The organism is Streptomyces sp. WY228 (assembly GCF_019287315.1).
In the GTDB taxonomy this organism is placed as follows: Bacteria; Actinomycetota; Actinomycetes; order Streptomycetales; family Streptomycetaceae; genus Streptomyces; species Streptomyces caviscabies.
The window spans coordinates 8,190,214-8,213,791 of sequence record NZ_CP079114.1 but is presented as its reverse complement, the minus strand read 5'-3'; the positions used below and the strand labels follow the sequence as shown (position 1 = coordinate 8,213,791).

Annotated in this window: 26 protein-coding genes and 1 riboswitch; of the genes, 15 read left to right on the top strand and 11 right to left on the bottom strand. The window is 71.6% G+C overall.

Features of this window, described 5'->3' with window-relative positions; genetic code table 11:
- Nucleotides 1-2 precede the first annotated feature (2 nt).
- Nucleotides 3-866, bottom strand: a complete 864-nt coding sequence (locus tag KV381_RS35945) for a class I SAM-dependent methyltransferase (protein WP_218787116.1) — start codon at nucleotides 864-866, stop codon at nucleotides 3-5.
- 353 nt (nucleotides 867-1,219) lie between these two features.
- Between KV381_RS35945 and KV381_RS35940 the strand changes: the two genes are divergently transcribed.
- The 6 genes from KV381_RS35940 to KV381_RS35915 all read left to right on the top strand — a co-directional run bounded on the left by KV381_RS35940 (nucleotide 1,220) and on the right by KV381_RS35915 (nucleotide 5,667).
- Nucleotides 1,220-1,840, top strand: coding sequence for a hypothetical protein (locus KV381_RS35940; protein ID WP_218787115.1), 621 nt, complete (start codon nucleotides 1,220-1,222; stop codon nucleotides 1,838-1,840).
- A 291-nt stretch (nucleotides 1,841-2,131) separates the two neighbouring features.
- Nucleotides 2,132-2,356 carry a hypothetical protein gene (locus KV381_RS36860; RefSeq protein WP_256995219.1) on the top strand — a complete coding sequence of 75 codons (225 nt, stop codon included), beginning with the start codon at nucleotides 2,132-2,134 and terminating at the stop codon, nucleotides 2,354-2,356.
- 305 nt (nucleotides 2,357-2,661) lie between these two features.
- The gene (locus tag KV381_RS35930) at nucleotides 2,662-3,318 is read left to right on the top strand and encodes a DedA family protein (RefSeq protein ID WP_193463478.1); all 657 of its coding nucleotides are present in this window, start codon (nucleotides 2,662-2,664) and stop codon (nucleotides 3,316-3,318) included.
- Nucleotides 3,315-3,455, top strand: coding sequence for a hypothetical protein (locus KV381_RS35925; protein ID WP_158101227.1), 141 nt, complete (start codon nucleotides 3,315-3,317; stop codon nucleotides 3,453-3,455). The genes KV381_RS35930 and KV381_RS35925 overlap by 4 nt, the downstream gene beginning before the upstream one ends.
- Before the next feature lie 9 nt (nucleotides 3,456-3,464).
- Nucleotides 3,465-4,019 carry a tellurite resistance TerB family protein gene (locus KV381_RS35920; protein WP_218787113.1) on the top strand — a complete coding sequence of 185 codons (555 nt, stop codon included), beginning with the start codon at nucleotides 3,465-3,467 and terminating at the stop codon, nucleotides 4,017-4,019.
- 292 nt (nucleotides 4,020-4,311) lie between these two features.
- Complete coding sequence (locus tag KV381_RS35915; protein ID WP_030080527.1) at nucleotides 4,312-5,667, top strand: hypothetical protein; 1,356 nt, start codon at nucleotides 4,312-4,314, stop codon at nucleotides 5,665-5,667.
- 83 nt (nucleotides 5,668-5,750) lie between these two features.
- Here the strand turns inward: KV381_RS35915 and KV381_RS35910 are convergent, their stop codons facing one another.
- A complete protein-coding gene (locus KV381_RS35910; protein WP_030080529.1) occupies nucleotides 5,751-5,948 on the bottom strand; it encodes a ferredoxin in 198 nt (65 codons plus the stop codon).
- Between the two features lie 5 nt (nucleotides 5,949-5,953).
- On the bottom strand, nucleotides 5,954-7,246 hold the full coding sequence (locus tag KV381_RS35905; protein ID WP_103537523.1) for a cytochrome P450: 1,293 nt from the start codon (nucleotides 7,244-7,246) through the stop codon (nucleotides 5,954-5,956).
- A 448-nt stretch (nucleotides 7,247-7,694) separates the two neighbouring features.
- Between KV381_RS35905 and KV381_RS35900 the strand changes: the two genes are divergently transcribed.
- Nucleotides 7,695-8,183, top strand: coding sequence for a flavodoxin family protein (locus tag KV381_RS35900; protein WP_218787112.1), 489 nt, complete (start codon nucleotides 7,695-7,697; stop codon nucleotides 8,181-8,183).
- Nucleotides 8,184-8,227: 44 nt separating this feature from the next.
- Here KV381_RS35900 and KV381_RS35895 read toward each other — a convergent pair whose 3' ends face one another.
- On the bottom strand, nucleotides 8,228-8,719 hold the full coding sequence (locus KV381_RS35895) for an FBP domain-containing protein (protein ID WP_218787111.1): 492 nt from the start codon (nucleotides 8,717-8,719) through the stop codon (nucleotides 8,228-8,230).
- Between the two features lie 82 nt (nucleotides 8,720-8,801).
- On the opposite strand from KV381_RS35895, the gene KV381_RS35890 reads away from it, so the two are divergent.
- Nucleotides 8,802-9,374: a TetR/AcrR family transcriptional regulator gene (locus KV381_RS35890; protein ID WP_030080536.1), complete on the top strand. Its 573-nt coding sequence runs from the start codon at nucleotides 8,802-8,804 to the stop codon at nucleotides 9,372-9,374.
- Nucleotides 9,375-9,449: 75 nt separating this feature from the next.
- Nucleotides 9,450-10,670 carry a GDSL-type esterase/lipase family protein gene (locus KV381_RS35885; RefSeq protein WP_218787110.1) on the top strand — a complete coding sequence of 407 codons (1,221 nt, stop codon included), beginning with the start codon at nucleotides 9,450-9,452 and terminating at the stop codon, nucleotides 10,668-10,670.
- A gap of 84 nt (nucleotides 10,671-10,754) precedes the next feature.
- On the opposite strand, the gene KV381_RS35880 is transcribed toward KV381_RS35885, so the two are convergent.
- The gene (locus KV381_RS35880) at nucleotides 10,755-11,333 is read right to left on the bottom strand and encodes a snapalysin family zinc-dependent metalloprotease (RefSeq protein ID WP_030627726.1); all 579 of its coding nucleotides are present in this window, start codon (nucleotides 11,331-11,333) and stop codon (nucleotides 10,755-10,757) included.
- Between the two features lie 311 nt (nucleotides 11,334-11,644).
- Here KV381_RS35880 and KV381_RS35875 point away from each other — a divergent pair, with 311 nt between their 5' ends.
- Entirely contained in the window at nucleotides 11,645-12,553 is a 909-nt protein-coding gene (locus KV381_RS35875; protein WP_032790297.1) for an NAD-dependent protein deacetylase, read from the top strand.
- 9 nt (nucleotides 12,554-12,562) lie between these two features.
- Here the strand turns inward: KV381_RS35875 and KV381_RS35870 are convergent, their stop codons facing one another.
- From KV381_RS35870 to KV381_RS35860, 3 genes are read right to left on the bottom strand one after another with little or no spacing between them, the layout of a single operon-like run.
- Complete coding sequence (locus KV381_RS35870; RefSeq protein WP_103536392.1) at nucleotides 12,563-13,585, bottom strand: ABC transporter substrate-binding protein; 1,023 nt, start codon at nucleotides 13,583-13,585, stop codon at nucleotides 12,563-12,565.
- A gap of 12 nt (nucleotides 13,586-13,597) precedes the next feature.
- Entirely contained in the window at nucleotides 13,598-14,380 is a 783-nt protein-coding gene (locus KV381_RS35865) for an ABC transporter ATP-binding protein (protein WP_030080547.1), read from the bottom strand.
- Nucleotides 14,380-15,489, bottom strand: a complete 1,110-nt coding sequence (locus tag KV381_RS35860; RefSeq protein WP_030627732.1) for an iron ABC transporter permease — start codon at nucleotides 15,487-15,489, stop codon at nucleotides 14,380-14,382. Before KV381_RS35860 ends, KV381_RS35865 begins: the two co-directional genes overlap by 1 nt.
- Nucleotides 15,490-15,609: 120 nt before the next feature.
- Nucleotides 15,610-15,684: riboswitch (cobalamin riboswitch) on the bottom strand.
- 172 nt (nucleotides 15,685-15,856) lie between these two features.
- Here KV381_RS35860 and KV381_RS35855 point away from each other — a divergent pair.
- Entirely contained in the window at nucleotides 15,857-17,320 is a 1,464-nt protein-coding gene (locus KV381_RS35855; protein ID WP_373461190.1) for a S1 RNA-binding domain-containing protein, read from the top strand.
- A 30-nt stretch (nucleotides 17,321-17,350) separates the two neighbouring features.
- Here KV381_RS35855 and KV381_RS35850 read toward each other — a convergent pair whose 3' ends face one another.
- Complete coding sequence (locus KV381_RS35850) at nucleotides 17,351-18,343, bottom strand: aldo/keto reductase (RefSeq protein ID WP_218787108.1); 993 nt, start codon at nucleotides 18,341-18,343, stop codon at nucleotides 17,351-17,353.
- 126 nt (nucleotides 18,344-18,469) lie between these two features.
- On the opposite strand from KV381_RS35850, the gene KV381_RS35845 reads away from it, so the two are divergent.
- Nucleotides 18,470-19,330, top strand: a complete 861-nt coding sequence (locus tag KV381_RS35845; RefSeq protein ID WP_030080555.1) for a helix-turn-helix transcriptional regulator — start codon at nucleotides 18,470-18,472, stop codon at nucleotides 19,328-19,330.
- Between the two features lie 48 nt (nucleotides 19,331-19,378).
- On the opposite strand, the gene KV381_RS35840 is transcribed toward KV381_RS35845, so the two are convergent.
- Both KV381_RS35840 and KV381_RS35835 read right to left on the bottom strand, forming a co-directional pair.
- Entirely contained in the window at nucleotides 19,379-20,473 is a 1,095-nt protein-coding gene (locus tag KV381_RS35840) for an endonuclease/exonuclease/phosphatase family protein (RefSeq protein WP_218787107.1), read from the bottom strand.
- A 23-nt stretch (nucleotides 20,474-20,496) separates the two neighbouring features.
- Nucleotides 20,497-21,192 (bottom strand): M15 family metallopeptidase, encoded by a 696-nt coding sequence (locus KV381_RS35835; RefSeq protein ID WP_218787106.1) that lies wholly within the window; start codon nucleotides 21,190-21,192, stop codon nucleotides 20,497-20,499.
- Between the two features lie 87 nt (nucleotides 21,193-21,279).
- On the opposite strand from KV381_RS35835, the gene KV381_RS35830 reads away from it, so the two are divergent.
- The 3 genes from KV381_RS35830 (at nucleotide 21,280) to KV381_RS35820 (ending at nucleotide 23,534) form a co-directional block, all read left to right on the top strand.
- The gene (locus tag KV381_RS35830) at nucleotides 21,280-22,011 is read left to right on the top strand and encodes a response regulator transcription factor (RefSeq protein ID WP_098024068.1); all 732 of its coding nucleotides are present in this window, start codon (nucleotides 21,280-21,282) and stop codon (nucleotides 22,009-22,011) included.
- The gene (locus KV381_RS35825; protein WP_218787105.1) at nucleotides 22,004-23,092 is read left to right on the top strand and encodes a HAMP domain-containing sensor histidine kinase; all 1,089 of its coding nucleotides are present in this window, start codon (nucleotides 22,004-22,006) and stop codon (nucleotides 23,090-23,092) included. Before KV381_RS35830 ends, KV381_RS35825 begins: the two co-directional genes overlap by 8 nt.
- Before the next feature lie 124 nt (nucleotides 23,093-23,216).
- Nucleotides 23,217-23,534, top strand: a complete 318-nt coding sequence (locus tag KV381_RS35820; RefSeq protein WP_030080566.1) for an antibiotic biosynthesis monooxygenase — start codon at nucleotides 23,217-23,219, stop codon at nucleotides 23,532-23,534.
- The last annotated feature ends 44 nt before the right edge of the window (nucleotides 23,535-23,578 follow it).

The window sequence follows — 23,578 nt, the reverse complement described above, 5'->3', positions numbered from 1 at the left end:
GCTCACCCGGGGCTGGAGTCTGTCCGACGCGGGGACGACGGCGTGGTCGTCACGGTCGGCCTGTGTCCCCAGGCCGTGAGCATGCCGGCCGACAGCGCGGCACACGCGGTGCTTTCGAGGTAGTGCACCGCCTCGTCGACAGCCGCGTCGTCGACCAGGCCGGTGGCGAGCATCGCTTCTCTGCCGCGCTGCCAGGTGTCGGCCCAGAACCGGCTGATGGGGCTGCCGGGAAGCAGCGGCGGTACGTGGATCTCGGCGGCGACGGGTTCGAGGCCCGCACCGCGCAGCAGGTGCGGATAGGACGGGACCCGGGAGACGTCGGTCCCGATGGTGGTCCGAAGTCCTTGCCACATCGCCCGCATCGCCGTGGAGTACGGGGTCGTCGGCGGCCGGTCGCTCGTGAGGTCGACCGCGTCGCTGAGCACCAGGACGCCGCCGGGCACGAGGAGTTCGGCCAGCTCGCCGATCAGGCGGTCCCGCTCCGGCAGGTGCATCAGCACGAAGCGGGCGTGGATGAGGTCGAAGCGTCCGGGGGCGAAGCCGGGGGCGGTGATGTCGGCCTGCAGCACCTCCAGGCCGGGTGCGGGGCGCGCGTTCAGGAACCGTACGTCGCGGTCCACGGCGAGGACGCTTCCCACCCCGGCCTCGCCCAGCAGCCGGTGGGACACGGTGCCCGTCCCGGCGCCGATGTCGAGGCAGTGCCATCCCGGGCCGGCTCCGAGCGCCAGCAGCCGGGCCATGGTCAGGTCGTCGTAGGCGAGGGCCCCGAAGTCGATGCGCTCCGCCTCGCCCGCCCGGTCGGGGCGGAAGTACGCCTCGCCGTAACGGCCGTCGCCCGGCGTTCCCTCGGGCGGAGGGGCGGTCACGCCGCCACCGTCACGACGCCGGATCGGGCCCGCTCGTTCGAATGGTTCGGATGGTTCGGATGGTTCGGGCGCGGTCCTGGGCCGCCGGCCAAAGGGATCGGTGGTTCGTCGGGCTGCTTCATGGCCGGGGCCTCTCCACGCGACAGTGCGGTACGGGGGCGGTCCTGGGCCACCCCGGCCATCCTGCATCGGCGGTCGTTCGCGTGGCCGAGGCTCGCCGCGGCTCGCTTCCGTGCACCCCCGGTAGCCGGACCCGGATGGGTTCTTCGTACGATCGGGCGCTCCCGACGACGACGGGCGGACCGCCCGACGGACGGTCAGGTCACCGCGATGAGCCACAACGAGGTGGAGTCTTGATCAACGGATACGAGGAGGGCCCGCTGGTCCCCGGAGAGCCGTTGCTGACGCGACCGGGCTTCTGGTCGAACCACCTCATGGCGATGGGCGGCGCCGGGACGGGCGCCGAGCGTGCCGTTCCGGAGTGGTTCGGCGACGACGGCGCGGACACGGACGCCCTCTCCGAGGTCCTGTTCGATCCCGAGCGCTGGCCGGTGTTCCGGGTACCGGCCGCGGACGGCACCGGGGTCGTGGTGATCTACCGCAACCTGGTGGGCGACTACGGCATCGACCACCTCCTCACCCGCCCGGACCGGAGCCGCGCGCGGCGGATCACCGGCGGGGACGGAGGGTTCTCGGCGACCGGGCTGCCCTGGCGTGAGCTGGTCCGCATCGCCGACAGCCCCGACCCCGAGGCCGAGGGTGTCCAGGACTCCACCGCACGCCTGCTGCTCCTCCTTCCGCTGCTCGACGAACTGGACGTGCCACGGTCGGCACCGGCAAGGCTGAGCACCGCCCTCATCGCGGCGGGCGCCCCGCACGAGACCGCCCCGAACACGGCGGAGAGCCTGCTCACGCACCTGATGGGCAGACCTCGGCACGACTGGGCATGGGCATCGCCTCTGAGCGGCCCGTAGCGGGTGAGCCTGAGCTGCCGAGGGCGGAGCGGACGGCTGAATGGGCTTCAGGTTCCCTTCATCCAGGGCTGTTAGAGTGCAGCCCTGCGGCGACCGTTCACCGGGCCGCTTTGACGCTTCGTTCGGACGAGCGGAATCCACGGGACAGGGAGCGTAGGAATGCGCTGCAGGGAGATGCTGGCCTTCTTCGCCGGTATCGCCGTGCTCCTGATCGTATCCGCGTTCGCTTTCGGTGCCCCTGCCCCGACTCCGGGGGCCGTGGACACGGCAGCTCATTCTCAAGCCGTCTCCGTGATCGATGCGTCGGGGCAGAACACTCCGCTGGAGGGCCTGGACGGCGACGTCACGCTCCAGCACCGCCACAAGGCGGGGAACACGACGGTCTCGCCCACTGTTCAGGCGGCCGTTCCCCTCACCTCGCCGGATCTTCACGACTGCGCGGCGGGCGTGGCCCGGCAGCATGCTTCGCACTCCGAGTCGCGCGGTCCTGACCGTGCCCGGATCCTTCGCTGCTGAGCGAACCGGCCGACGCCTTCACCTTCGGGAAATCCCGGAGAACCCGGAACTCCCTGAACTCCTGAAGCTGCTGACGCTTCTGTCGTTCTGTCACCTCTCGCTTCTCCTGCGGCAGCCCTGCGGGCCCCGAATCGCCTGACATCGTTCGACGGTGCGTTCTTCGGCATTCCCTGAAACGCGCACCACATCGCACTTCGCGTAATCCCGGGGCCGAATTCGGCAATCCAGAAGTACGCCCTTTTCGGGAATCCCTTCGGCCGTCGCCCTCCGCAGCCCTTCCTCTACTCAGTCCTGGAGCAACGCACATGCATCAACTCCACCTCGCCTCGGAGCCGTCCGGCGGCATCGCAGGGTGGGCGACCGGTCTCGTCGACACCATGGGTGGCCCCGGGGCCGGGCTGGCGATCGCCCTGGAGAATCTCTTTCCTCCGTTGCCGAGCGAAGTCATTCTGCCGCTGACCGGATTCGCCGCGGGACAGGGCGTGATCAGCCTGTACTCCGCCCTGTTCTGGACCACGCTGGGGTCGGTGGTGGGGGCTGTCGCGCTCTACCAGATCGGTGCGCTCTTCGGCCGGGACCGCATGTACGCCCTGTGGGAGCGGATGCCGCTGGTGAAGGTGTCCGACTTGAAGAAGACGGAGGCCTGGTTCGTCAAGCACGGCATGAAGGCCATCTTCTTCGGCCGGATGATTCCGATCTTCCGCAGTCTGATCAGCGTCCCGGCAGGCATTGAGCGGATGCCTCTGCCCACCTTCGTACTCCTCACCGCCCTCGGCAGCTTCCTGTGGAACTTCATCCTCGTCATGGCCGGATATCTGCTGGGTGACCAGTGGGATCTCGTGGAGCGTTACGTCGGCGTGCTCTCGAAGGCCGTTCTGGTGCTGGTCGTCGCCGCGCTGGCGGTCGCGATCGTTCGCCGGGTGCGCGCCCGTCGAGCTGATCGGCAGCAGGACCTCGTATGAACGACCCGGTGAACCGTCCTGAGCTTCTTGCCAGGGACGGCCCGCCGATCACCCTTCGCGGGCCGCCGGAAGCGGTCCGCGAAGAGTCGCTGCAACTGGCCGCGCACATCGCGCGGAACATCGAACCGATCGACTAGGTGGCACGCATGGCTATGTGGGACCGCATCAAGGACCAGGCCAAGGGCCTGCAGCAGCAGTCGCAGGGCGCGCGGGGCCCCGCCGCGGGCGGGCGGCAGTCGGGTACCGGGGCTTCCGGGGGTTCGAAGGAGAAGCTGGTCGGGCTGCTCAAGTCCCAGCTCGGCTCTCTCAAGACGGAGCTCAAGAGCGGGGCCTATCGGGACGCCAGTATGGCGATGTGCGCTCTGGTGGCCGCCGCCGACGGGTCCGTCGACCCCGCGGAGCGGCATCACGTGGAGTCGCTGATCGTGCAGAACGACGTCCTGCAGAACTTTCCGCCCGAGCAGTTGAGGCAGAGGTTCAACAAGCACGTCGACCAGATGATGGCCAACTTCCCGCAGGGCAAGGCCGAGGCGATGCAGGAGATCGCCAAGGCGGCGAAGAAGCCCGTGGAGGCCAAGGCGGTCGTCCAGACCGGCTTCGTGATCGCCGGTGCGGACGGGTACATCGCCCCGGCCGAGGCGCAGGTGCTGCGGGAGGCCTGTGCGGCGCTCGGGGTGTCCCCGCAGGAGTTCGGGCTCTGATCCGGACGGGCAACGGGCGGGGCCCGCACCGTACCTGCGGTGCGGGCCCCGCCCGGCCGGAGCGCTGCGGGACCCGGCCGACCGGCGCGGTGCGGGCCGTCTGACGGGGCGTACAGGCGGGCCATCTGACGGGGCGCGCGGTGCGCGCCGACCGACGGGGCGTCGGCGTACGCGTACGGGCACGGGTCACGTCACCACCCGCACAACCCCACGGCTTCCTTGATCGTCCAACTGGCGCCGGGGGCACCTCAGTCCTCGGCGGGAATGCATCGTGCCCAGTCACTGGAGAGCCATGAGACCCGTCTCCGTCCATCCTTTCGTACGTTTCGGCGCCAGCGCCGTCGCGACCGCCGGAATCCTGCTGGCCGGTCTGTCCGCGCCGGCCTCCGCCGTGGAGTCCGCCGCGGAGTCCGATCAGCTGTGGATCAACGCGCCGTACGAGAAGAACCTGCAGATAGGAGCCGAGACCGGGACACCTGTCGAGGTCGGCCTCTACCACGACAACGACAACTTCACCGTCACGGACGGCCGTCTCACCGTCGACGTCTCCGGCATCGCGCACATGGCCGAGGTGACCTGGCCGGAGAACTGCGCGCCCACCGGGACGACCGCCGTGTGCAGCGTCGCCCAGGTGCCCGCGATCGGCGACGACTACAGCCCCCAGGTGCGCCTGGAGGTCCGTGCCGCCGACACCGCCGAGGCGGGGGCGCGCGGCCGCATCACCTATGCCGCGACCGCGACCGGTGGCCCGGAGGGGACGCTGGAGGCTCCGCTGGACTCCTTCGAGACGACGCTCACCGTCGCCTCCGGCCCGAACCTCGTCCTGAACGGGCTCGCCCCGGTCGAGGGCGCCACTCCGGGCACCGTCCACACGGTGCCGCTCTCGGTGACCAACGAGGGTCACGAGCCCGCCCAGGGCTTCACGCTCGGCATGGCCGCGTCGTACGGACTCGGGTTCGACGCGCGGTACGCCGCGTGCGCGTACACGCAGACGGGCGGCGCGTACGCGCCCATGTCGCACGCCGAGTGCGCCTTCGACCAGGTGCTCCGGCCCGGTGACACCTTCACGCTGCCGGAGCCGCTCCGGATCTCCGTCGCGGACCACGCGCTCCGGGAGCGCCTCGACATCGATGTGCGGCCCGCGGGTGGGGCCACCGACATCGACACGAGCGACAACTACGGGATCGTGGCCGTGAACGCGGTCAACACCGCCGACTTCGCGGTGCGTGGCTCCCGGGTGAGCGGAGCCGCCGGAGAGACGGTCAAGGCCTCCCTCACCTTCCGTAACAAGGGGCCGGGCTGGCTCGGCAACCTCGGTTCCGGCGACCCGGTCGCCCTCGTCGACTTCACGGTTCCCGAGGGTGTCACCGTCACCGGCGCCCCCGAGGCGTGCCAGGCGCGGACGCTCGCCGGCGGCTACCGCCCGGGCCACCTCGGCGCGCCGCGCTACGTGTGCGAGATGTCGTACTGGGTGCTGGAGAACACCGTTCGCACGTTCAGCTTCGACCTGCGCGTCGACAGCGTCGTTCCCGACGCCAGGGGCCGTGTGGCCCTGCAGCCGGTGATTACCGGCACGGGCTTCCCGCACGACCCCGAGCCGGGCAACAACAAGGGCTGGGTGACGGTCAACCCGACCCCCGCCGCGTAACCGCGGAACCCGGTGGGGTGCGACCGCGTCGCACCCCACCGGGCGGGCCGGGGCCCGGTCGCGGCGACCGGGCCCCGGGTCCGTCAGTCGCCGGTCAGGGCCACCGCGCCCACCGGGCAGGCCCGTACGGCTTCCCGTACCAGCGGGTGGTCGCCCGTCGCCGCCGGGCGGCCGGGAAGCATCTCGCTGAACCCGTCGTCGTCCTGCGTGAACACGTCCGGAGCGGTCAGCGCGCACATGCCGGCCCCCACGCAGCGTTCCTTGTCGACCCGGACGCCCATGCCGCTCACCACTCCACCGGGAGTTCCAGCAGGCCCTGGACCGTGTCCCCGGGTTTGTGCTCGATCTCGTGCGCGGGTACGGCGAGCCTGAGGTCCGGCAGCCGTTCGAAGAGCGTGCGCAGCGCGATGTCGAGCTCGGTACGCGCCAGGTTCTGGCCCAGGCACTGATGGACACCGAAGCCGAAGGCGAGATGGTGGCGGGCCGACCGGTCCCAGTCGAGCGTCTCCGGATCGGCGAACACCTCGGTGTCGCGGTTGATGAGCGAGGTCGAGAACATCACGCCCTCGCCCTTGCGGATCGTCGTCCCGGCCACCTCGATGTCCTCGGCCGCCAGCCGCTGGAGCCCGTCGGCGATGGACAGGAACCGCAGGAGTTCCTCGACCACCACCGACGTCGTCGTCTCGCCGGCGCGCAGGGCCGCCAGCTGTCCGGGGTGTCCCAGCAGCGTGAACGTACCGAGCGAGATCATGTTCGCCGTCGTCTCGTGCCCCGCGATGAGCAGGATCACGGCGAACGAGACGAGGTCCTGGCGGTCGACGGGTCCGTTCGGGCCGTCGCGGTGGATCAGCTCGTCCAGCAGCCCGTCCCCGGGTTCCGTCCGCTTGCGGTCGATCAGGGCGCCGAGGTACTCCTCCAGTTCGGCCCGGGCGCTGTCCACGTCGGCCGCGGCCGGGCCGCGCAGGAGCCGCCGTGAGCACTCTTCGAAGAACTCGTGGTCGGCGTACGGCACCCCGAGGAGCGCGCAGATCACCATCGACGGCACCGGCAGCGCGAAGTCGGCCACCAGCTCGGCCGGCGGCCCCTTCCGCTCCATCGCGTCCAGTCGCCGGTCCACGGTCTCCTGGATGCTGGGGCGCAGCGCGGCGATCCGCTTCACGGAGAAGCTCGGGATGAGCATCCTGCGCTGGGCGTTGTGCTCGGGATCGTCGACGCCGAGCAGGGCCACGCGCCGTTGCCGTGCGTTGGCGAACCGCTCGGCCGGTACGGGGAAGGCGGGGTGGGTGCGGTCGGTGGACAGCCGTGGATCCGCCAGCAGCCGTCGGGCCAGGGCGTGCCCGGTGACCGCCCAGACCGGGCGTCCGTCGTAGAGGGTGACCCGGCTCAGCGGCCGGTCCTCGCGCAGCGGCGCGTAGCCGGCGGGCGGGTGGTAGGGGCAGTCGCGGTCCTGCGGGAAGGGTGTGGCGGTGGGTGGTGTGGCGGTGGCCGGGGTCGCGGTGACCGGTCCGGCGCCGGGTCGGGTGACGGGGCAGGTGGGGGCAGGGTCCTGGCGGGCCGGTTCCGTCGTGGATTCCGTCATGGAGCGGTCGCCTCGCAGAGCTCGGTGATGGGTGCGGAGCGGGTCGCTCCGCACCGCACACCAATTGGATGCCTCAGGCACCTATGTGGTCGATGGGCGGACCGGCCAGTTCTCGGGACGGCCGATCTGGCCGATGTCTTTCGCACCCGCCCGAGCCGTGCCGTATCCGCTCAGGTCCCACGGGTGCGACGGACCGGCGCCGGGAGGATCACCGGGGCGCCGACGGCCGGAAACGTTCACGACGACGTCCGGAATCGTGCCGTCCGGGGCCGGCGTGTACGCCCTCCGCGGGCAGGCGCCACGCGTGTGGCCCACGTAACACGGGCGCGGTGTCATATCCCGTGGTGCTGCGCTGTCTTCACTTCGGAAGCACCGCACGAACAACCAGGACCGCGAGCACCGCGCGCACCGCAGCAGCGCCGCGGAAACCGGAGAGGGGAAATTCGCAGTGAAGGCCGTCATCGTGTGCGTCTCCGTGTCGCACGGCAACACCCTTCGCATCGCCGACACCATGGCCCGGCCGCTGGGCGCCAAGGTCGTCAGTCCCGAGGAGGCCGATCCGGGGGAACTGGCCGCCGCCGACCTCGTGGGCTTCGGCTCCGGCGTGTTCTACGGCAGACTCCACCCGCGCCTCACCGACTTCGTGAACTTCCTCCCCACCGGACGACGTCCGGACCGGCCGGACGTCCGCGCCTTCGTGTTCGCCACCAGCGGCCTCCCCGAAGCGCCGGTGATCCCGTACACCCGCCCCCTGGTCCGCCGCCTCGAAGAGAGAGGGTTCGCCGTGGACGGGAGCTTCGCGTGCCGGGCACTCGACACCTGGGCGCCCTTCAGACTCCTCGGTGGAATCAACAAGCACAGGCCCGACGCCGACGACCTGTCCGCGGCCCGCACCTTCGCCGAGCGGCTGCGGGACCGGGGAGCGCCGTCGACCTGATCCCGCCACCCGCCCCTCACACCTGACGCCTCACACCCGCGACCTCAGGCCCTCACCTTGGCCACGAACGCGTCGAGATTCGCCATGGTGCGCTCGATCTTCTGCTCCAGGGTCAGCGATTCATGGAGCCGCGCCCCGACGCCCGCGTCCTTCTTCCCTCGTACGTAGAGCGAGCAGGCGAGGTCGCTGCACATATAGGCGCCGACCGAGTTGCCCTGCTGGCCCGCCTTCCCGGACCTCGGGGCCACCAGCAGGGAGACGCCTCCGGTGTGGGTGGTCACGCACATCGAGCACATGCTGCGGCGGGTCTGCCAGGAGCCGGCGTCGGAGGAGCGCAGCTGGACCCCGACGACACCCCGGTCGGACGGGATCACGAGGTAGGCCCGGGCGGGGGCCTGGGGGTCGCGCCAGCCCAGGAAGTCCAGGTCGTCCCAGGGGCGGTCGGCCAGGTCACGCGGCACGGACAGGCGCTTGGCCTCGCCCTTGGTGCAGTTGACAAATGCGGCACGGATCTCTTTTTCGGTCAGCGGTTCCATGAGACCCACGCTAATTTGCCTAATAGCGTTAGGCAAATTATTATTTGGTTAGGCAATCATGGAGAAGCGTTCGGAGGGTGGCATGGCACGAGCAGGACTCACCGCGGAGCGGGTGGTACGGGCGGGGGCCGAGCTGGCGGACGAGATCGGCTTCGAGCACGTGACCCCTTCGGAGCTCGCCCGAAAGCTGGGCATCAGGACCGCGAGTCTCTACTCCCACGTCAAGAACGCCCATGACCTCAAGACGAAGATCGCGCTGCTCGCCCTGGAAGAGCTCGCCGACCGGGCGTCGGCAGCCATCGCCGGGCGGGCCGGCAAGGACGCGCTCGGCGCCTTCGCCGACGCCTACCGCGACTACGCCCTCCAGCACCCGGGGCGCTTCACCGCGGCCCGCTTCCGGCTCGACCCGGAAGCGGCGGCGGCGAGCGCGGGCTTGCGGCACTCCCGGATGACACGGGCGGTCCTGCGCGGTTACGCACTGACCGAGCTCCAGGAGACCCACGCGGTCCGGCTCCTGGGCAGTGTCTTCAACGGCTTCGTGGAGCTGGAGACGGCCGGCGCCTTCAGGCACAGCTCCCCCGGCTCCGGGGAGAGCTGGACCGAGATCCTCGACGCGCTCGACACCCTGCTGCGCAACTGGCCCGCCCGGCCCTGACCGACGCCCGGCCCTTCGACCGGAACGTCGGCCAGATCCCCGAACACCCCCTCGACGGATGCGGAGAACGAGAACATGACCACCCGGCACGACGCCCCGCACCAGGCCCGGCAGGACTGGACGACGACCCCCATCACCCTCGGCATCCTGCGGGGCGCGCTGGACCTGGAGCAGACCGAACGCGGTGTGCTGCCGCACCGGTTGCCCGCCCGCGCACGGCTGCAGATCCCCGACGGTCAGCTGGCCATGGCCGAGTCACAGCCCTCCGGGGTCCGGCTGGCGTTCCGCACCCGGGCCACCGCCGTCGAGCTGGACGTGGTGGCCACCAAGCGGGTCTACACCGGCGCGCCGCCGCGTCCCGACGGGGTGTACGAGCTCCTCGTGGACGGTCGCCCGGCGGCCCGGGCCAGTGCCGCCGACGGCGACACGCTGACCATCGATATGGCCACGATGAGCACACAGTTCCGGACCGGACCCGTGGAGACGCTCCGGTTCACCGGTCTGCCGGACGCCGAGAAGGGCGCTGATAAGGACGTCGAGATCTGGCTGCCCCACGACGAGACCACGCAGCTGGTCGCCCTGCGCACCGACGCGCCGGTCCACAGTCCCCGGCCGAGCGGCCGGCCGGTCTGGCTGCATCACGGCAGCTCCATCAGCCACGGGTCCAACGCCGCCACCCCGACCGGCACCTGGCCCGCCCGGGCCGCCGCGCTCGGTGAGGCCGAGCTGATCAACCTGGGGTTCGGCGGCAGTGCGCTGCTCGACCCCTTCACCGCCCGCGCCCTGCGCGACACCCCCGCCGACCTGATCAGCGTCAAGATCGGCATCAATGTCGTCAACGCCGACCTGATGCGGTTGCGCGCGTTCGGCCCGGCCGTCCACGGCTTCCTCGACACCATCCGCGAAGGGCACCCCACCGCCCCGCTGCTGGTCGTCTCGCCGATCTGCTGTCCCATCCACGAGACCACGCCCGGCCCCGCGGCCCCGGACCGCAGCGCGATGAGCGAAGGGCGGCTGCGGTTCAGGGCCACCGGTGACCCGTCGGAGACCGCCGCCGGGAAGCTCACCCTCACCGTCATCCGGGACGAGCTGGCCCGGATAGTCCGGGAGCGCGCCGCCACCGACCCCCATCTGCACTACCTCGACGGCCTCGACCTTTACGGGGAGAGCGACAACGCCGCCATGCCGCTGCCGGACGATCTGCACCCGGACCCCGCCACCCACCGGCTCATCGCCGAACGCTTCGCCCGTCTCGCGTTCGGCGACGGCGGCCCCTTCCGTACGAAGGCCGGGTGACCCGCGCGAAGGGCGGGTGACCCGGGGCGGACGAGGGCCGGGTTCAGCACGAGGCCGGAGCCTCGCGTGTGGCTGTACGACCGGTTACGGGGCGTCCACCAGGATGCGGCCGTCGGCCGGGACGAGGGAGGCGAGGCCGCCCGCGTAGAAGGATTCGACGCGGGAGCGTTCGGTCGCGTTCGGGACGGCGTTCGTGCAGGCGGTGCCGGCGCTGGAGCCCGACATCAGCTGGGAGCAGGGGCCGGGTTTGGTGTCCGGCAGGCCCAGACTGTGGCCGAGCTCATGGGCGGCGATACGGGTCTTGTCGTGGCCCTCGGTGACCGCCTGGCTGCCCAGCTCCACCCTGGCCTGGCCGCCGGGGCGGACCGGTCCGAGTGTGGCCTGCGGCCAGCCGCTGGTGGCCACGATCTGTATCTCGGCCCGCGTGCCGGGGGCCGCCTCGACGAGCTTGACGTTGGCGACGTTGGCGTTCCACGAGGCGACGCCTGCCGAGATCGCCGCCTCCCAGCCGCCGGCCCGGCTGTCGTCGTACCGGAGCGTCACCACCGCCGCCGCGCTCTCCGCCGCCGGGTCCGGCGCGGGAGCCGCGTGCGCCGCCGTGGCCGTGGCCAGGGTGATCGCCGCGGCGACACCGGCCGCCTTGAGCCATCTGGATGTCAGCATTGCTGTCCCTTCACTCATGGGGGGCTCGGCTCCGCCTGGGAGCCGAGGGAGTGGGAGGACGGTCGCGGCGGGCCGAACCGCTGTACGGGTCCGGCCGGTTGCCGCTCCTCCCGGGGCCGCAGAACCTATGCCGCCCCGACTGCTTGATCATGCCCCTGCCAAACGAATTCGGCCGGAAACACCCCCCTGCCCCCGTCGAGTTCCGCCCCCGCACCGTGATCATGCGCCGTCATGGAGGGCTGCGCTCCGCCGCCGTACCGGAGCCGCTTCCGTAGCCGCCGGTACCGGTGCCGCTTCCGTACCCTGGGTGCATGCGTATGCGACCCACTCTGAGCTGGACCTCCACCGAGGAGCTGCCGCCGGGCACCACGGACCTGGAGCCGGTCGTCGAGGTCCTGGGCGGTGGCGGGGTCCTGGTCCTGAGTGGGGCGGGCATCTCCACGGAGTCGGGCATCCCCGACTACCGGGGCGAGGGCGGGAGCCTGAGCCGACACACCCCGATGACCTACCAGGACTTCACCGCCGACGCCGGGGCGCGTCGCCGGTACTGGGCGCGCAGCCATCTGGGCTGGCGCACCTTCGGCCGGGCCCGGCCCAACGCCGGGCACCGGGCCGTGGCCGCGTTCGGGCGGCACGGTCTGCTCTCGGGTGTGATCACCCAGAACGTCGACGGCCTGCATCAGGCCGCCGGCAGCGAGGGCGTCGTGGACCTCCACGGCCGCCTGGACCGGGTCGTCTGCCTTTCCTGCGGCGCCTTCAGCCCACGGCGCGAACTCGCCCGCCGGCTGGAGGAGGCGAACGAGGGCTTCGCGCCGGTGGCCGCCGCGATCAACCCGGACGGCGACGCCGATCTCACGGACGAACAGGTCGGGGACTTCCGGGTGGTGCCCTGCTCCGTCTGCGGCGGCGTCCTCAAGCCGGATGTGGTGTTCTTCGGCGAGGCCGTGCCCCCGCAGCGGGTCGAGCACTGCCGTGAACTGGTCCGTGCGGCGAGCGCGCTCCTGGTCCTGGGTTCCTCCCTGACCGTGATGTCCGGTCTCCGGTTCGTCCGCGAGGCCGCCCGGGCGGGGTCGCCGGTGCTGATCGTCAACCGGGACCCGACCCGGGGCGACCTGCATGCCGTCACCCGCGTCGCCCTTCCGCTGGGAGCGGCCCTCACCACCGTGGCCGGCAGGCTGGGCGTTCCCGTCGACGACGCGGAGGCCACCGGGTCCGGGTGAGGTACGGGACTACCGGGCGAACGTCCGCAGATTCTCCGCCAGCGAGCTGATGGCGGCCGGGTTGCGGGGGCTCTCGACCAGGTCCACGTAGTCGAGGACGACGATCCGGTCGTTCTTGATCGCCGAAACGCCTGCGAGCGGCTTGTAGGACTTCAGGAACTTCCGCTTCTGGTCGGCGCCGGTGTCACCGTAGTTGTTGATGACGATGACCTCGGGGTCGCGGTCGACCACCGTCTCCCATCCCACCGTCGTCCAGCTGTCCTTGAGGTCCTTCATGATGTGGTCGCCGCCGGCCTTGGTGATGATGTCGTGCGGTCCGGCGTACGCACCCGAGGTCAGCGGCTTGTCCTTCCCGTCGTCGTACAGGAAGACGCGGAGCCGGTCATCGCCCTTCGCCGCCTTCGCCCGTGCGTCGGCGACCTCCTTCCGGAAGGAGGAGATGAGGGTGTCGGCCCGGTCCTCGACGTCGAAGATCTTTCCGAGGTTCCGCAGGTCGGTGTAGAGCGCTTCGAGCGGCGGCATCACTCCGCGCGCCTTGCCCTGCCCGTTGCGGCACGACTCGCTCAGCAGGTACGAGTCGACGCCCACACGCTTCAGTTCGGCAGGGGTGAACCCCTCCCCCTCGTTGAAGCCGTAGTTCCAGCCCGCGAAGACCAGGTCGGCGCGTGCGTCGAGGACGAGTTCCTTGTTGATCCGTTCCTTGGAGAGCCACTTGGTCTTCCGGTAGCCGTCCTTCCACGGGACGGACGTCATGTCGCCCTTGTCGTCGGGCATCACGTATCCGGCCATGTGGTCCGCGAGACCGAGGGCGAACATGATCTCCGTGATGCCGACGTCGTTGGTCACGACGCGCTGCGGGGCCTTGTCGTAGCTCCTCTTCTCACCGCAGTTCTCGACGGTCACGGGGTAGTGCCGGTCGGCGGCGGCCTTGTCGTCCTTATGGCCGGCCCGGTCGGTGACGTCGGCTCCGCAACCGGTCAGGGCCAGGGCGGTCACGAGAGCGAGCGCTGCGGGGCGCAAGGGGTTCGGCATGGTGGAGGCTCCTCAGGAGGTGGGGCGGGCAGGGGGAAGGTCGAAGAGCAGCTGGAGCGCGCCGGTCTCGGGGTGTGCGACGCGGTGGGCCCGTACGCCGAAGACGTCGGCCAGCAGTTCGGTGGTCAGGACGGCGTCCGGGGCTCCGGAGGCGACGATCCGGCCGCCGTCGATGACATGGACGAGGTCGCAGTGCAGGGCGGCGAGGTTCAGGTCGTGCAGGGCGGTGAGCACGGTCAGGCCGCTGCCCCGGACCAGGGCGAGGACTTCCAGCTGATGAGCGATGTCCAGGTGGTTGGTGGGCTCGTCGAGGACCAGGACCCGGGGCTGCTGGGCCAGGGCGCGGGCGATCAGGACGCGTTGCCGCTCGCCGCCGGAGAGGGTGAGGAAGCCGCGTCCGGCGAGGTGCCCCGCGCCGACGCCGTCGAGGGCGTCGGCGCAGAGCCGGCGGTCCTCGTCGGTCGTCCGGGCCACCGGCCCCTGGTGCGGCAGCCGCCCCATGGCCACGATCTCGGCCACGGTGAAGTCGAACTCGGCGACCGCGTCCTGCGGAAGCGCGGCCAGCCGGCGGGCGCCTTCCCTGACGCTCAGGGCGTGGAGGTCCTCACCGCCGATCCTGACCGCGCCGGCCGAGGGGCGCAGGGCCCGGTAGACGCAGCGCAGCAGGGTGGACTTCCCGCTGCCGTTGGGGCCGACCAGACCGACGAGCTGTCCGTCGGCCGCGCCGAGAGTGACCTGGTCCACCAGCCGTGCACCGGCGATCTCGACGGTGAGCGCGTCGATGTCGATCCGCATCAGATGCCTCCGAAGGAGTAGGCGCGCCGCCGCATGAGGAGGAGGAAGCAGGGAACACCGATGACCGCGGTGAGGACGCCGACCGGGAGTTCGGCCGGTGCCAGCACCACGCGCGAGAGGATGTCCACCCAGATCAGCAGGACGGCTCCCGCGAGAGGGGCGGCGGCCAGGAGTCTGCGGTGGTCGGCGCCGACCAGCATGCGCACGGCGTGCGGGACCATCAGACCGACGAAGCCGATCGCTCCGCTGACGGCGACGACCGCCCCGGTGACGGCCGCGGAGACCAGGAAGAGTTCCTTGCGCAGTCTCCCGGCGTCGACGCCGAGCGCGGCGGCGGTCTCGTCGCCCATGGCGAGGGCGTTCAGGCGCCGGGCGGACCAGCCGAGGTGCGCGAGTCCGGCGAGCACCGCTCCGGCGGCGATCGGCACGGCAGCCCAGTTGGCGCCGCTCAGGCTGCCGAGCAGCCACATCATCGCGGAGCGGGCCGCTTCCCCTCGCTCTGCCGCGAACACCATGAACGTGGTGACGGCCGAGAAGCCGTAGTACATCGCGGTCCCTGTCAGGACGAGCCGGAGGGGCGTCAGTCCGCGTTCGGTGCGGGCGACCGCGTACACGAGCAGCATCGCGAGGAGCGCGGAGAGGAACGCCGCCGTGGACAGGGCCCAGATGCCGAGCGCGCCCAGGGCCCCGAAGATGAGGACGGCGTTGGCGCCGACCGCGGCGCCCGAGGAGATGCCGAGCACGAACGGGTCGGCGAGCGCGTTGCGCACCATGGCCTGGACGGCGACGCCGATGGCCGAAAGACCGGCTCCCACGACAGCGGCCAGAACCGCTCGTGGCAGGCGCAGTTCCCAGACGATGGTGTAGGCCGGGACCTCGTCGGGGCCGATGGCCCCACCGGTCAGTCCGGCCCAGAGGTGGCGCAGCACTTCCGCCCAGGAGAGCCCCGAGGATCCGAGGCCCGCCCCGCAGACGAGCGAGAGGGGAAGGGCCAGGCCGAGTCCGGTCAGCAGGAGCGGCAGGGGCACGCGGCGGGGTGGCGCCGATCCGGTGCCGACGGGGGCCGGGCGGGACGGCTTGGAGGACAGGTGGTCGAGCGACGTGGCCACGGGTCGGTCGCTTTCGCCTCGGGCCGTACGGCTGCGCGAGGAGGAGCGGCCCCGGACGACGGCCGCCCGCGCAGCGCCCTTCGCAGTCCACGGCGAATTGTCAGGAGCCTTCTCCCCCACGGGTGATCGGGCTCGCGGAACCGATGGCTCCGCCTACCGTTGCGGGTCAGCGCCGGATTTCGACCGGACTTCCCCCGCGGGGAATCCGCAGCTTAGCGGGTGCGCCCGTGCCGCTCCCGGGGAGGGCGAGCGGCGACGGAAGGGACAGCGGAGCCGGGCTGCCGGTGCAGGGGCCGGTGCAGCAGGACGTGGGGCCGGTGCTGCGCTACGAAGGGCCGGTGCTCAAGGATGGGGTGGGTGCTGGAGGATGGGGTGGGTGCCCACCTATGTCTACCGCGTGACCAAGTACGACCCCGACCACCGTGATGAACACGGGTACTACACCGGCCCGGAGGACACCGTCAGCGACCGGGGCGCGGTCGAGGCCGCGTACCTCCGGGCCGTCGCGGCCTTCGCGGAGGACTCGGGTGTCGACCGGCCGGTGATACGCGAGCCCCAGGCGCCGTCCCCTCCGTTCGGTTCAACGGCCGTTCTTCCGGAGGGCTTTCACGACGGGGCCGAGGTATCGCTCGATGTCGGGCTGGAGTTGGTGCGGTCCATGCTGCGCGACAGCGGCGCCTGGTGCCGGCTGGAGGTGGAGGACAGGTTCACGGTCCACGTCGGCTGGGACCAGTACCTCTACGTCGGCAGCGACCGGCCCTGCGAGCGAGCGCTCGCGCTGACCCGGCGGCTCGGGCTGTTCCCGGAGCGCCTGGACTCCTCCCCGTACGCCGTGGAGACCGACGTCGAGGAGGTGCGGCGCCCGGCCGACGACGCGTTCTGGTCCGGTCTGCGCCGGATGGTCTCGGCGCGCCGTGCGGGCCTGCTGGAGGAGATGTACATCGAGGGCGCCTCGCGCTGGCACCGCCTCACCCGGGACGGCGTCGACGCGGTACGGGCCCGGATCGCGCCCCGGGCCCGGATCGCCGTGTGGCCGGATCTGTCCGACGACGTCGAGGCGGTGCTCGGCGCCCTCCCGGCCGAGGGCACGGTGGAGTGCGTCTGGCAGGACACGGACGGGGACGTGCACAGCGTCCTCGTCGACGAGGACTCCGTTCCCGTCCTGACCGCCCGGCTGTCCGGTGCCACCGCCGTGGCGCTCCTGCCTCTGACCGTCGACGAACGCGTTCCGCTGTTCACGGGCGTGATGCCCGACGCCGACGGGGTGCTGCGCGCCCGCTGGGGCAACGAACCGACGCCGAGCGACCGGCACTGGGCCCTTCTCCGGACCCTTCGCCCCGGGCAGATCGTCACCGGCACGGTGACCCACATCGCCTCCTTCGGCGTCACCTTCGTGGACATCGGCGGCTTCGAGGCGATGATCAACATCCCCGAGCTGTCGTGGCGTCGCTTCGAGCACCCGTCCGATGTCGTCTCCGTCGGCGAGGTGATCGAAGCCGAGGTTCTCGGTGTCGCGTTCCTGCCCGAGCGCGTGTCGCTGTCCCTCAAGTCCCTGCACGAGGATCCTATGCGGCTGTTGACCGGGCAGATCGGCCGGACGCTCGTCGGCCCGGTCACCAAGGTCCTGCCCTTCGGTGTGTTCGTACGCGTCGAGGAGGCGGAGGACGGGTTCGAGGGGCTCGTGCACATCTCCGAGCTGGCGGACGAACACCTCGCCGGCCCGGAGATCGCGCTCCGGGCCGGCGACGCCCTGCCGGTCAGGATCGTGGACGTGGACCTGTCCCGGCGGCGGATCGTCCTGACGAACCGGCAGGCCGTCACGCGGGACTGACAGGACGGCCCGGTCCGCGAGGCCACTTGTTCAGTTGCCCACGCCGAGGCCCGCCATGAACGCGGACGGGTAGCGGTCGCCGCGCGCCGAGCCCGGCGGAACCGCCTTCTCGATCTCGGCGAGGTCGTCCGCGGTGAGCTCCAGGTCCAGCGCGGGCAGGGCCTCGGCCAGCCGCTCGCGGGTGCGGGCGCCGACGAGCGGCACGATGTCCCGGCCCTGGGCGGCCACCCAGGCGATGACCAGCTGGGCGACGGTGCACCCCTTGGCCTCGGCGACCCGGCGCAGGGCGTCCACGAGGGCGAGGTTGTGCTCCACGTTCCCGCTGGAGAAGCGCGGACCGAAGCCGCGGCTGTCGCCGGGAACGGAACGGGTCGTGGACCAGTGGCCGGAGATCAGGCCCCGGCCCAGGACGCCGTACGCGGTGAGGCCGATGCCGAGCTCCCGCAGCGTGGGCAGGACGTCCGCCTCGACCGCGCGGGAGATCAGCGAGTACTCGATCTGGAGGTCGGCGACCGGGTGCACGGCGTGCGCCCGGCGGATCGTCGCCGCGTCCACCTCGGAGAGGCCGATGTGCCGTACGTATCCGGCGTCGACCATCTCCTTGATCGCGCCCACCGTCTCCTCGATCGGCACGGCCGGGTCCAGCCGCGCCGGGCGGTAGATGTCGATGTGGTCGGTGCCCAGCCGGGTCAGGGAGTAGGCGAGGAAGTTCTTCACCGCCTCGGGGCGGCCGTCCTGCCCGCTGAACTCGTGGCCCGGCCCGCGCAGCGCGCCGAACTTGACGCTCAGCGCGTAGCTGTCGCGGTCCCGGCCGCGCAGCGCTTCGGCGAGGAGCAGTTCGTTGTGGCCCATGGCGTAGAAGTCGCCGGTGTCGATCAGTGTGACGCCGGCGTCCAGGGCGGCGTGGACGGTCGCGACGGACTCCGCGCGGTCGGTCGGGCCGTAGGCGTCCGACATGCCCATCGCGCCCAGGCCCAGCGCGGAGACGGCGGGGCCGGTGGCGCCGAGGGTTCGTGTCTGCATGGCGTGCTCCTTCGTCGTCGGTCTGCCACCCACCCTGCGCCGGTGCCGCGACCGGCGGGAGCGGAGCGTTCATCATGGGAGCGGCGCTCCCTGGATCGCCCTGCCGCAGCGCGGGACCATGGGGGCATGGAACGTGATCAGCTGGCCGACTTCCTGCGCAGGCGCCGGGAGGCGATCCGCCCGGCGGAGGTGGGCATCGCCGACGGTCCCCGCCGCCGTACCTCCGGTCTGCGCCGGGAGGAGGTGGCCATGCTCGCCGGGATGTCGGTGGACTACGTCGTCCGCCTGGAGCAGGGGCGCAGCAGTCAGCCCTCGCCGCAGTTGCTCACCGCGCTGGCCAGGGCGTTGCGCCTCACCGACGACGAGCGGGACCATCTGTTCCATCTGGCCGGTCACCAGCCGCCGCCGGCCGACTCGGTGGCGGGCCTGGCCCGCGCCGGGCTGGTCCGGATGCTCGATCTGCTCGGCGACACCCCGGCCATGGTGGTCTCCGACCTGGGCGAGGTGCTCGCCCAGAACCGGATGTCGCTGCTGCTGGCGGGCGACCACACCGCCTTCTCGGGCGACCGGCGCTACCTGGTGTACCGCTGGTTCACCGACCCCGCCGCGCGTGCGGCGGGCGCGCCCGAGGAGCACGAGCACCAGGCCCGGCAGCTCGTGGCCGATCTGCGCGCCGCCGCGGGTCGCCGGTCCGGCGATCCCGTGGTCGCCGGGCTGATCGACCGGCTGCGGGCGGCGAGCGAGGAGTTCCGCCGGATCTGGGCGGAGCACGAGGTGGGGGTGCGGCGGGCCGACCGCAAGACCCTGCTGCACCCTCGGGTGGGCCGGCTGGTGATGGACTGCGAAACGCTGGTCACCCCCGACCACGGCCAGCTGCTGCTCGTTCTCACCCCGGCGGACGCGGGGACCCGCGAGCGGCTGGACCTGCTGCGGGTCCTCGGCATCGAGGAGTTCCCCGCCGGGGCGACGGGCGCACCCGAGCGGTAGGACAGCCGGTCCTGCGGCCCGGGACCCGTCCGGGGCTCTGCTCGGCGTTCACCAGCTGATGCGGGCCGCCACGGGCAGGTGGTCGCTGCCGGTGGCGGGCAGCACCCACGAGCTTTTCGGCTCCACGCCGCGCACCAGGATCTGGTCGATCCGTACGACGGGGAAGGTGGCCGGCCAGCTGAAGCCGAAGCCGTCGCCGGCAGCTTCCTGGGCCGATTCCAGCCGCGCGGTGATGCCGTCGTACGCACGGTCGTCGAGGGTGCCGTTCAGGTCGCCGAGCAGCACCACCCGCTCGTTCCGTTCGGCCGCCAGCGCCTGCCCCAGCGACTGTGCGCCGGCATCCCGCCGGCCCGTCGAGAGCCCGGCCCTGGGGTTCACCCGTACGGACCCCAGGTGGGCCACGTACACCGCCAGCGGCCCGCGGTCCGTGGCCACCGTGGTCCGCAGCCCCCGGTTGTAGACCATCTTGACCTCGGCGGGCTTGGCGTCCCCCAGCGGCCCGATGTCCATCTTGACGTCCACCGGCCGGCTGTCCGACAGGGGGAACCTGCTCCACAGCCCGACCGTGCCCTGCACCGTGTGGTGCGGGTACTCCTTCGCCAGTTCCTTCTCGTACGTCTCCCGGGCGTGCGCGGCCAGTTCCTCCAGTGCCAGCACGTCCGCACCGGAGCCGGCCAGGGCGCGGGCGGTGCCGATCGGGTCGGCGTTCTCCGCGCCGACGTTGTGGGAGGCCACCGTGAGGTCGCCGCCCGCGTGCGCCTTGTCGGTGAGCAGGCCGCCGAAGAGGTTCAGCCAGGCCACGAGCGGCAGGAGCAGGGCGATCACCGCCGGGGCGGAGCGGCGCAGCACCGCGCCGGCCAGCAGTACCGGGACGAGCAGGCCGAACCACGGCAGGAAGGTCTCGACCAGGCTGCCGAGGTTTCCGATCCGGTTCGGGATCCTCGCGTGCAGCAGCAGGACGAGCCCGAGCAGCAGCGCGGACGCCGCGAGCAACCGGCCGCGCCTCCAGGTCCCGGACGCCTCCGCCGGGTCTGCCGTGTCCGCCCCGGGCGTCGCTTCGGCCACGTCCGCCGTACTCGGCGTGCTCGGCGTGCTCGGCGTGCTCGGCGTGCTCGGCGTGCTCGGCGTGTCCACCTGCGTCATCGTCCGTCCTTGCTCGCGGCCGCTCACGGCCGCATCCTCGGGTCCTGTGTGGGGTCGGCGTACCTGCGCGGACAGCCTCGGTCGGGCGCGTCGGTGCGCAGTTCGAAGTGCCAGGGTTCGTTCCGGTAGATCCGGCACAGCCCGTACGCGGCGCCGTGTTCGGCGAGCCACGCCGTCGCCTCCTCGGGACCGATGTCGACCGCGTCCCCCGACACATGGGGAGACGTCGTCGCGGTGGCGACCCACCGGGCGGCCTCGGCCTCGGAGCCGTACTGCGCGACCGCCTTGCGGAGCAGCTGGTTCTGGTACTCCGGTGAACGCCAGCCGCTGTTGACGGTGAACGCGACTCCGTCGTCCGCGGCCTCCGGCGCGGCCCGGCGCAGTGCCGCGAGCAGATCAGCGTCGAGGTTGGCCACGGCCGGAACGTCGTCGTCGAGCACCGTCGATCCGTCGGGTACGACGCCGTCGGCCTCGCCGAGCGGGCCCCGGCGCTCCTGCTGGGAGGAGTCCGGGGGCGCCCGGTCCGGGAGGGACGGGGCCGGTGGGCGGACCGAGGAGCCCTGCCCCGGCGTGGCCGAGGACGAGTCCGAGGAGGGTTTCAGCAGGGGGAGGCCGAGGGCCACGACGATCGCCGCCAGGACGGCCACCAGGACGATGGCGAGGAGGGGCCGGCGGATCCGGTGGGTCGACGTGCGCGACGACGGCGGGGTTCGAGTCATGCTGCCAGTGAAGGCAGCGCCCGGTTGCCGGCGCGTATGCGCTTTTCGATACGCGGACGATATGCGCCGACTCCTACCATCGAGGACATGCGTGTGCTGATCGTCGAGGACGAGCCCTATCTGGCAGAAGCCATCCGCGATGGTCTGCGCCTCGAAGCGATCGCGGCCGACATCGCGGGCGACGGCGACACCGCTCTGGAACTGCTGGGCGTCAACACGTACGACATCGCCGTCCTCGACCGTGACGTCCCCGGCCCTTCCGGCGACGAGATCGCCCGGCACATCGTCGCCTCCGGCAGCGGTACGCCGATCCTCATGCTCACCGCAGCCGACCGGCTCGACGACAAGGCCTCCGGGTTCGAACTCGGCGCCGACGACTACCTCACGAAACCCTTCGAGCTGCGGGAACTCGCGCTCCGGCTCCGGGCGCTCGACCGCAGACGCGCCCACAGCAGGCCTCCCGTGCGGGAGATCGCGGGGCTGCGGCTCGATCCGTTCCGCAGAGAGGTGTACCGGCACGGGCGGTACGTCGCGCTGACCCGGAAGCAGTTCGCCGTGCTCGAGGTCCTGATCGCCGCCGAAGGCGGTGTCGTCAGCGCCGAGGAACTCCTCGAACGCGCCTGGGACGAGAACGCCGATCCGTTCACCAACGCCGTGCGCATCACCGTATCGGCGCTGCGCAAACGCCTCGGAGAGCCCGCGGTCATCGCGACCGTGCCCGGCGTCGGCTATCGCATCGACGCGGCAGCCGGATCCGGAGCCGGAAGCGACGACGAGGGCAACGGGAGCGAGGGCGGCGATGGGGGCGATCGTGGCTAGGCGGCGAGGGCTGAGCGTACGCCTCAGACTGACTCTCAGTTACGCCGGATTCCTCATGGTCGCGGGCGTCCTGCTGCTCACCGCGGTGTGGGTGTACCTCCTGGAGTACGTGCCCGACGACTGGAACCAGCGCATGCTCCACCAGAACCCCAATCGTCAACTCCTCGCGTACACCTTCGCCCCGGCGGCAGCCACCGTGCTGGCGATCCTTCTCGTCTTCGGGCTCCTGGGCGGATGGTTCCTGGCCGGCCGCATGCTCGCTCCTCTGACCCGTATCACGGAGGCCACCCGGGCGGCCACGGACGGATCGCTCTCCCACCGGATCCGGCTGCCGGGCCGCAAGGACGAGTTCCGGGAACTCGCCGACGCCTTCGACACGATGCTCGCCCGGCTCGAAGCGCATGTCGCCGAGCAGAAGAGATTCGCGGCCAACGCCTCCCACGAGCTGCGCACGCCGCTCGCGGTGTCGAAGACGCTCCTCGAAGTGGCCCGTGCCGATCCGGACCGCGACACCGGCGAGATCATCGACCGCCTCCACGCCGTCAACAGCCGGGCGATCGACCTCACCGAGGCGCTGCTCCTGCTCAGCCGCGCCGACCGGCGTTCGTTCCCCCGGGAACGCGTCGATCTGTCGCTCCTGGCGGAGGAGGCCGCCGAAACCCTCCTGCCCCTCGCCGAAGTGCGCGGCGTCACCGTCGAGACGCACGGCGACATCGCCCCCACGATCGGCTCGCCGACCCTCCTGCTGCAGCTGACCACGAACCTCCTGCACAACGCGATCGTGCACAACCTGCCAAACCGGGGCACCGTCCGGGTCACGACGAGCGTCCGTTCCGAGACCGTGGACATCACGGTCGAGAACACCGGTGCGCGGCTCACCCCTGAGGTGGCCTCGACGCTCACCGAACCGTTCCAGCGCGGCGCGGAACGCCTGCGCACCCACCACACGGGCGTCGGCCTCGGCCTGGCCATCGTCGAGACCATCACCCGCGCGCACGACGGGACGCTCACCCTCACCCCGCGCTCCGGCGGCGGGCTCCGCGTCACGGTGGAACTGCCCGCGACGGCCCCGCACGGGTGAGAGCGGGAACTCCGCCGCCAGGAACGGGAAAAGGGGCATCGTCGCAGCTCGGCGGTGGCCGGCCAAGGCATTCTCGTCCCCCCTGGGGCGTCGTCGCCGGGACGTCGTACGGCAGGATGGGGCCATGAGCGTAGTCAAGATCAATGTGCTGACCGTTCCCGCCGAGCAGCGGGAAACCCTCGAGAAGCGCTTCGCGTCCCGGGCCGGCGCCGTGGAGAACTCCGACGGCTTCGAATGGTTCGAGCTTCTCCGTCCCGTCGAAGGGACCGACGACTACCTGGTGTACACGCGGTGGCGTGACGAGGAGTCGTTCCAGGCGTGGATGGAGGGCCCGATGAAGGCGGCCCACCAGGGCGGCGGCGAGCGCCCGAAGCCCGCCTCCAGCAGCTCCTCGGTGTGGTCCTTCGAGGTCGTGCAGCAGGCCGCGCCCGCCGGCTCGTAGCCGAGCGCGCACCGATGTGTCACCTGCCCGGACCGGCTCATGAC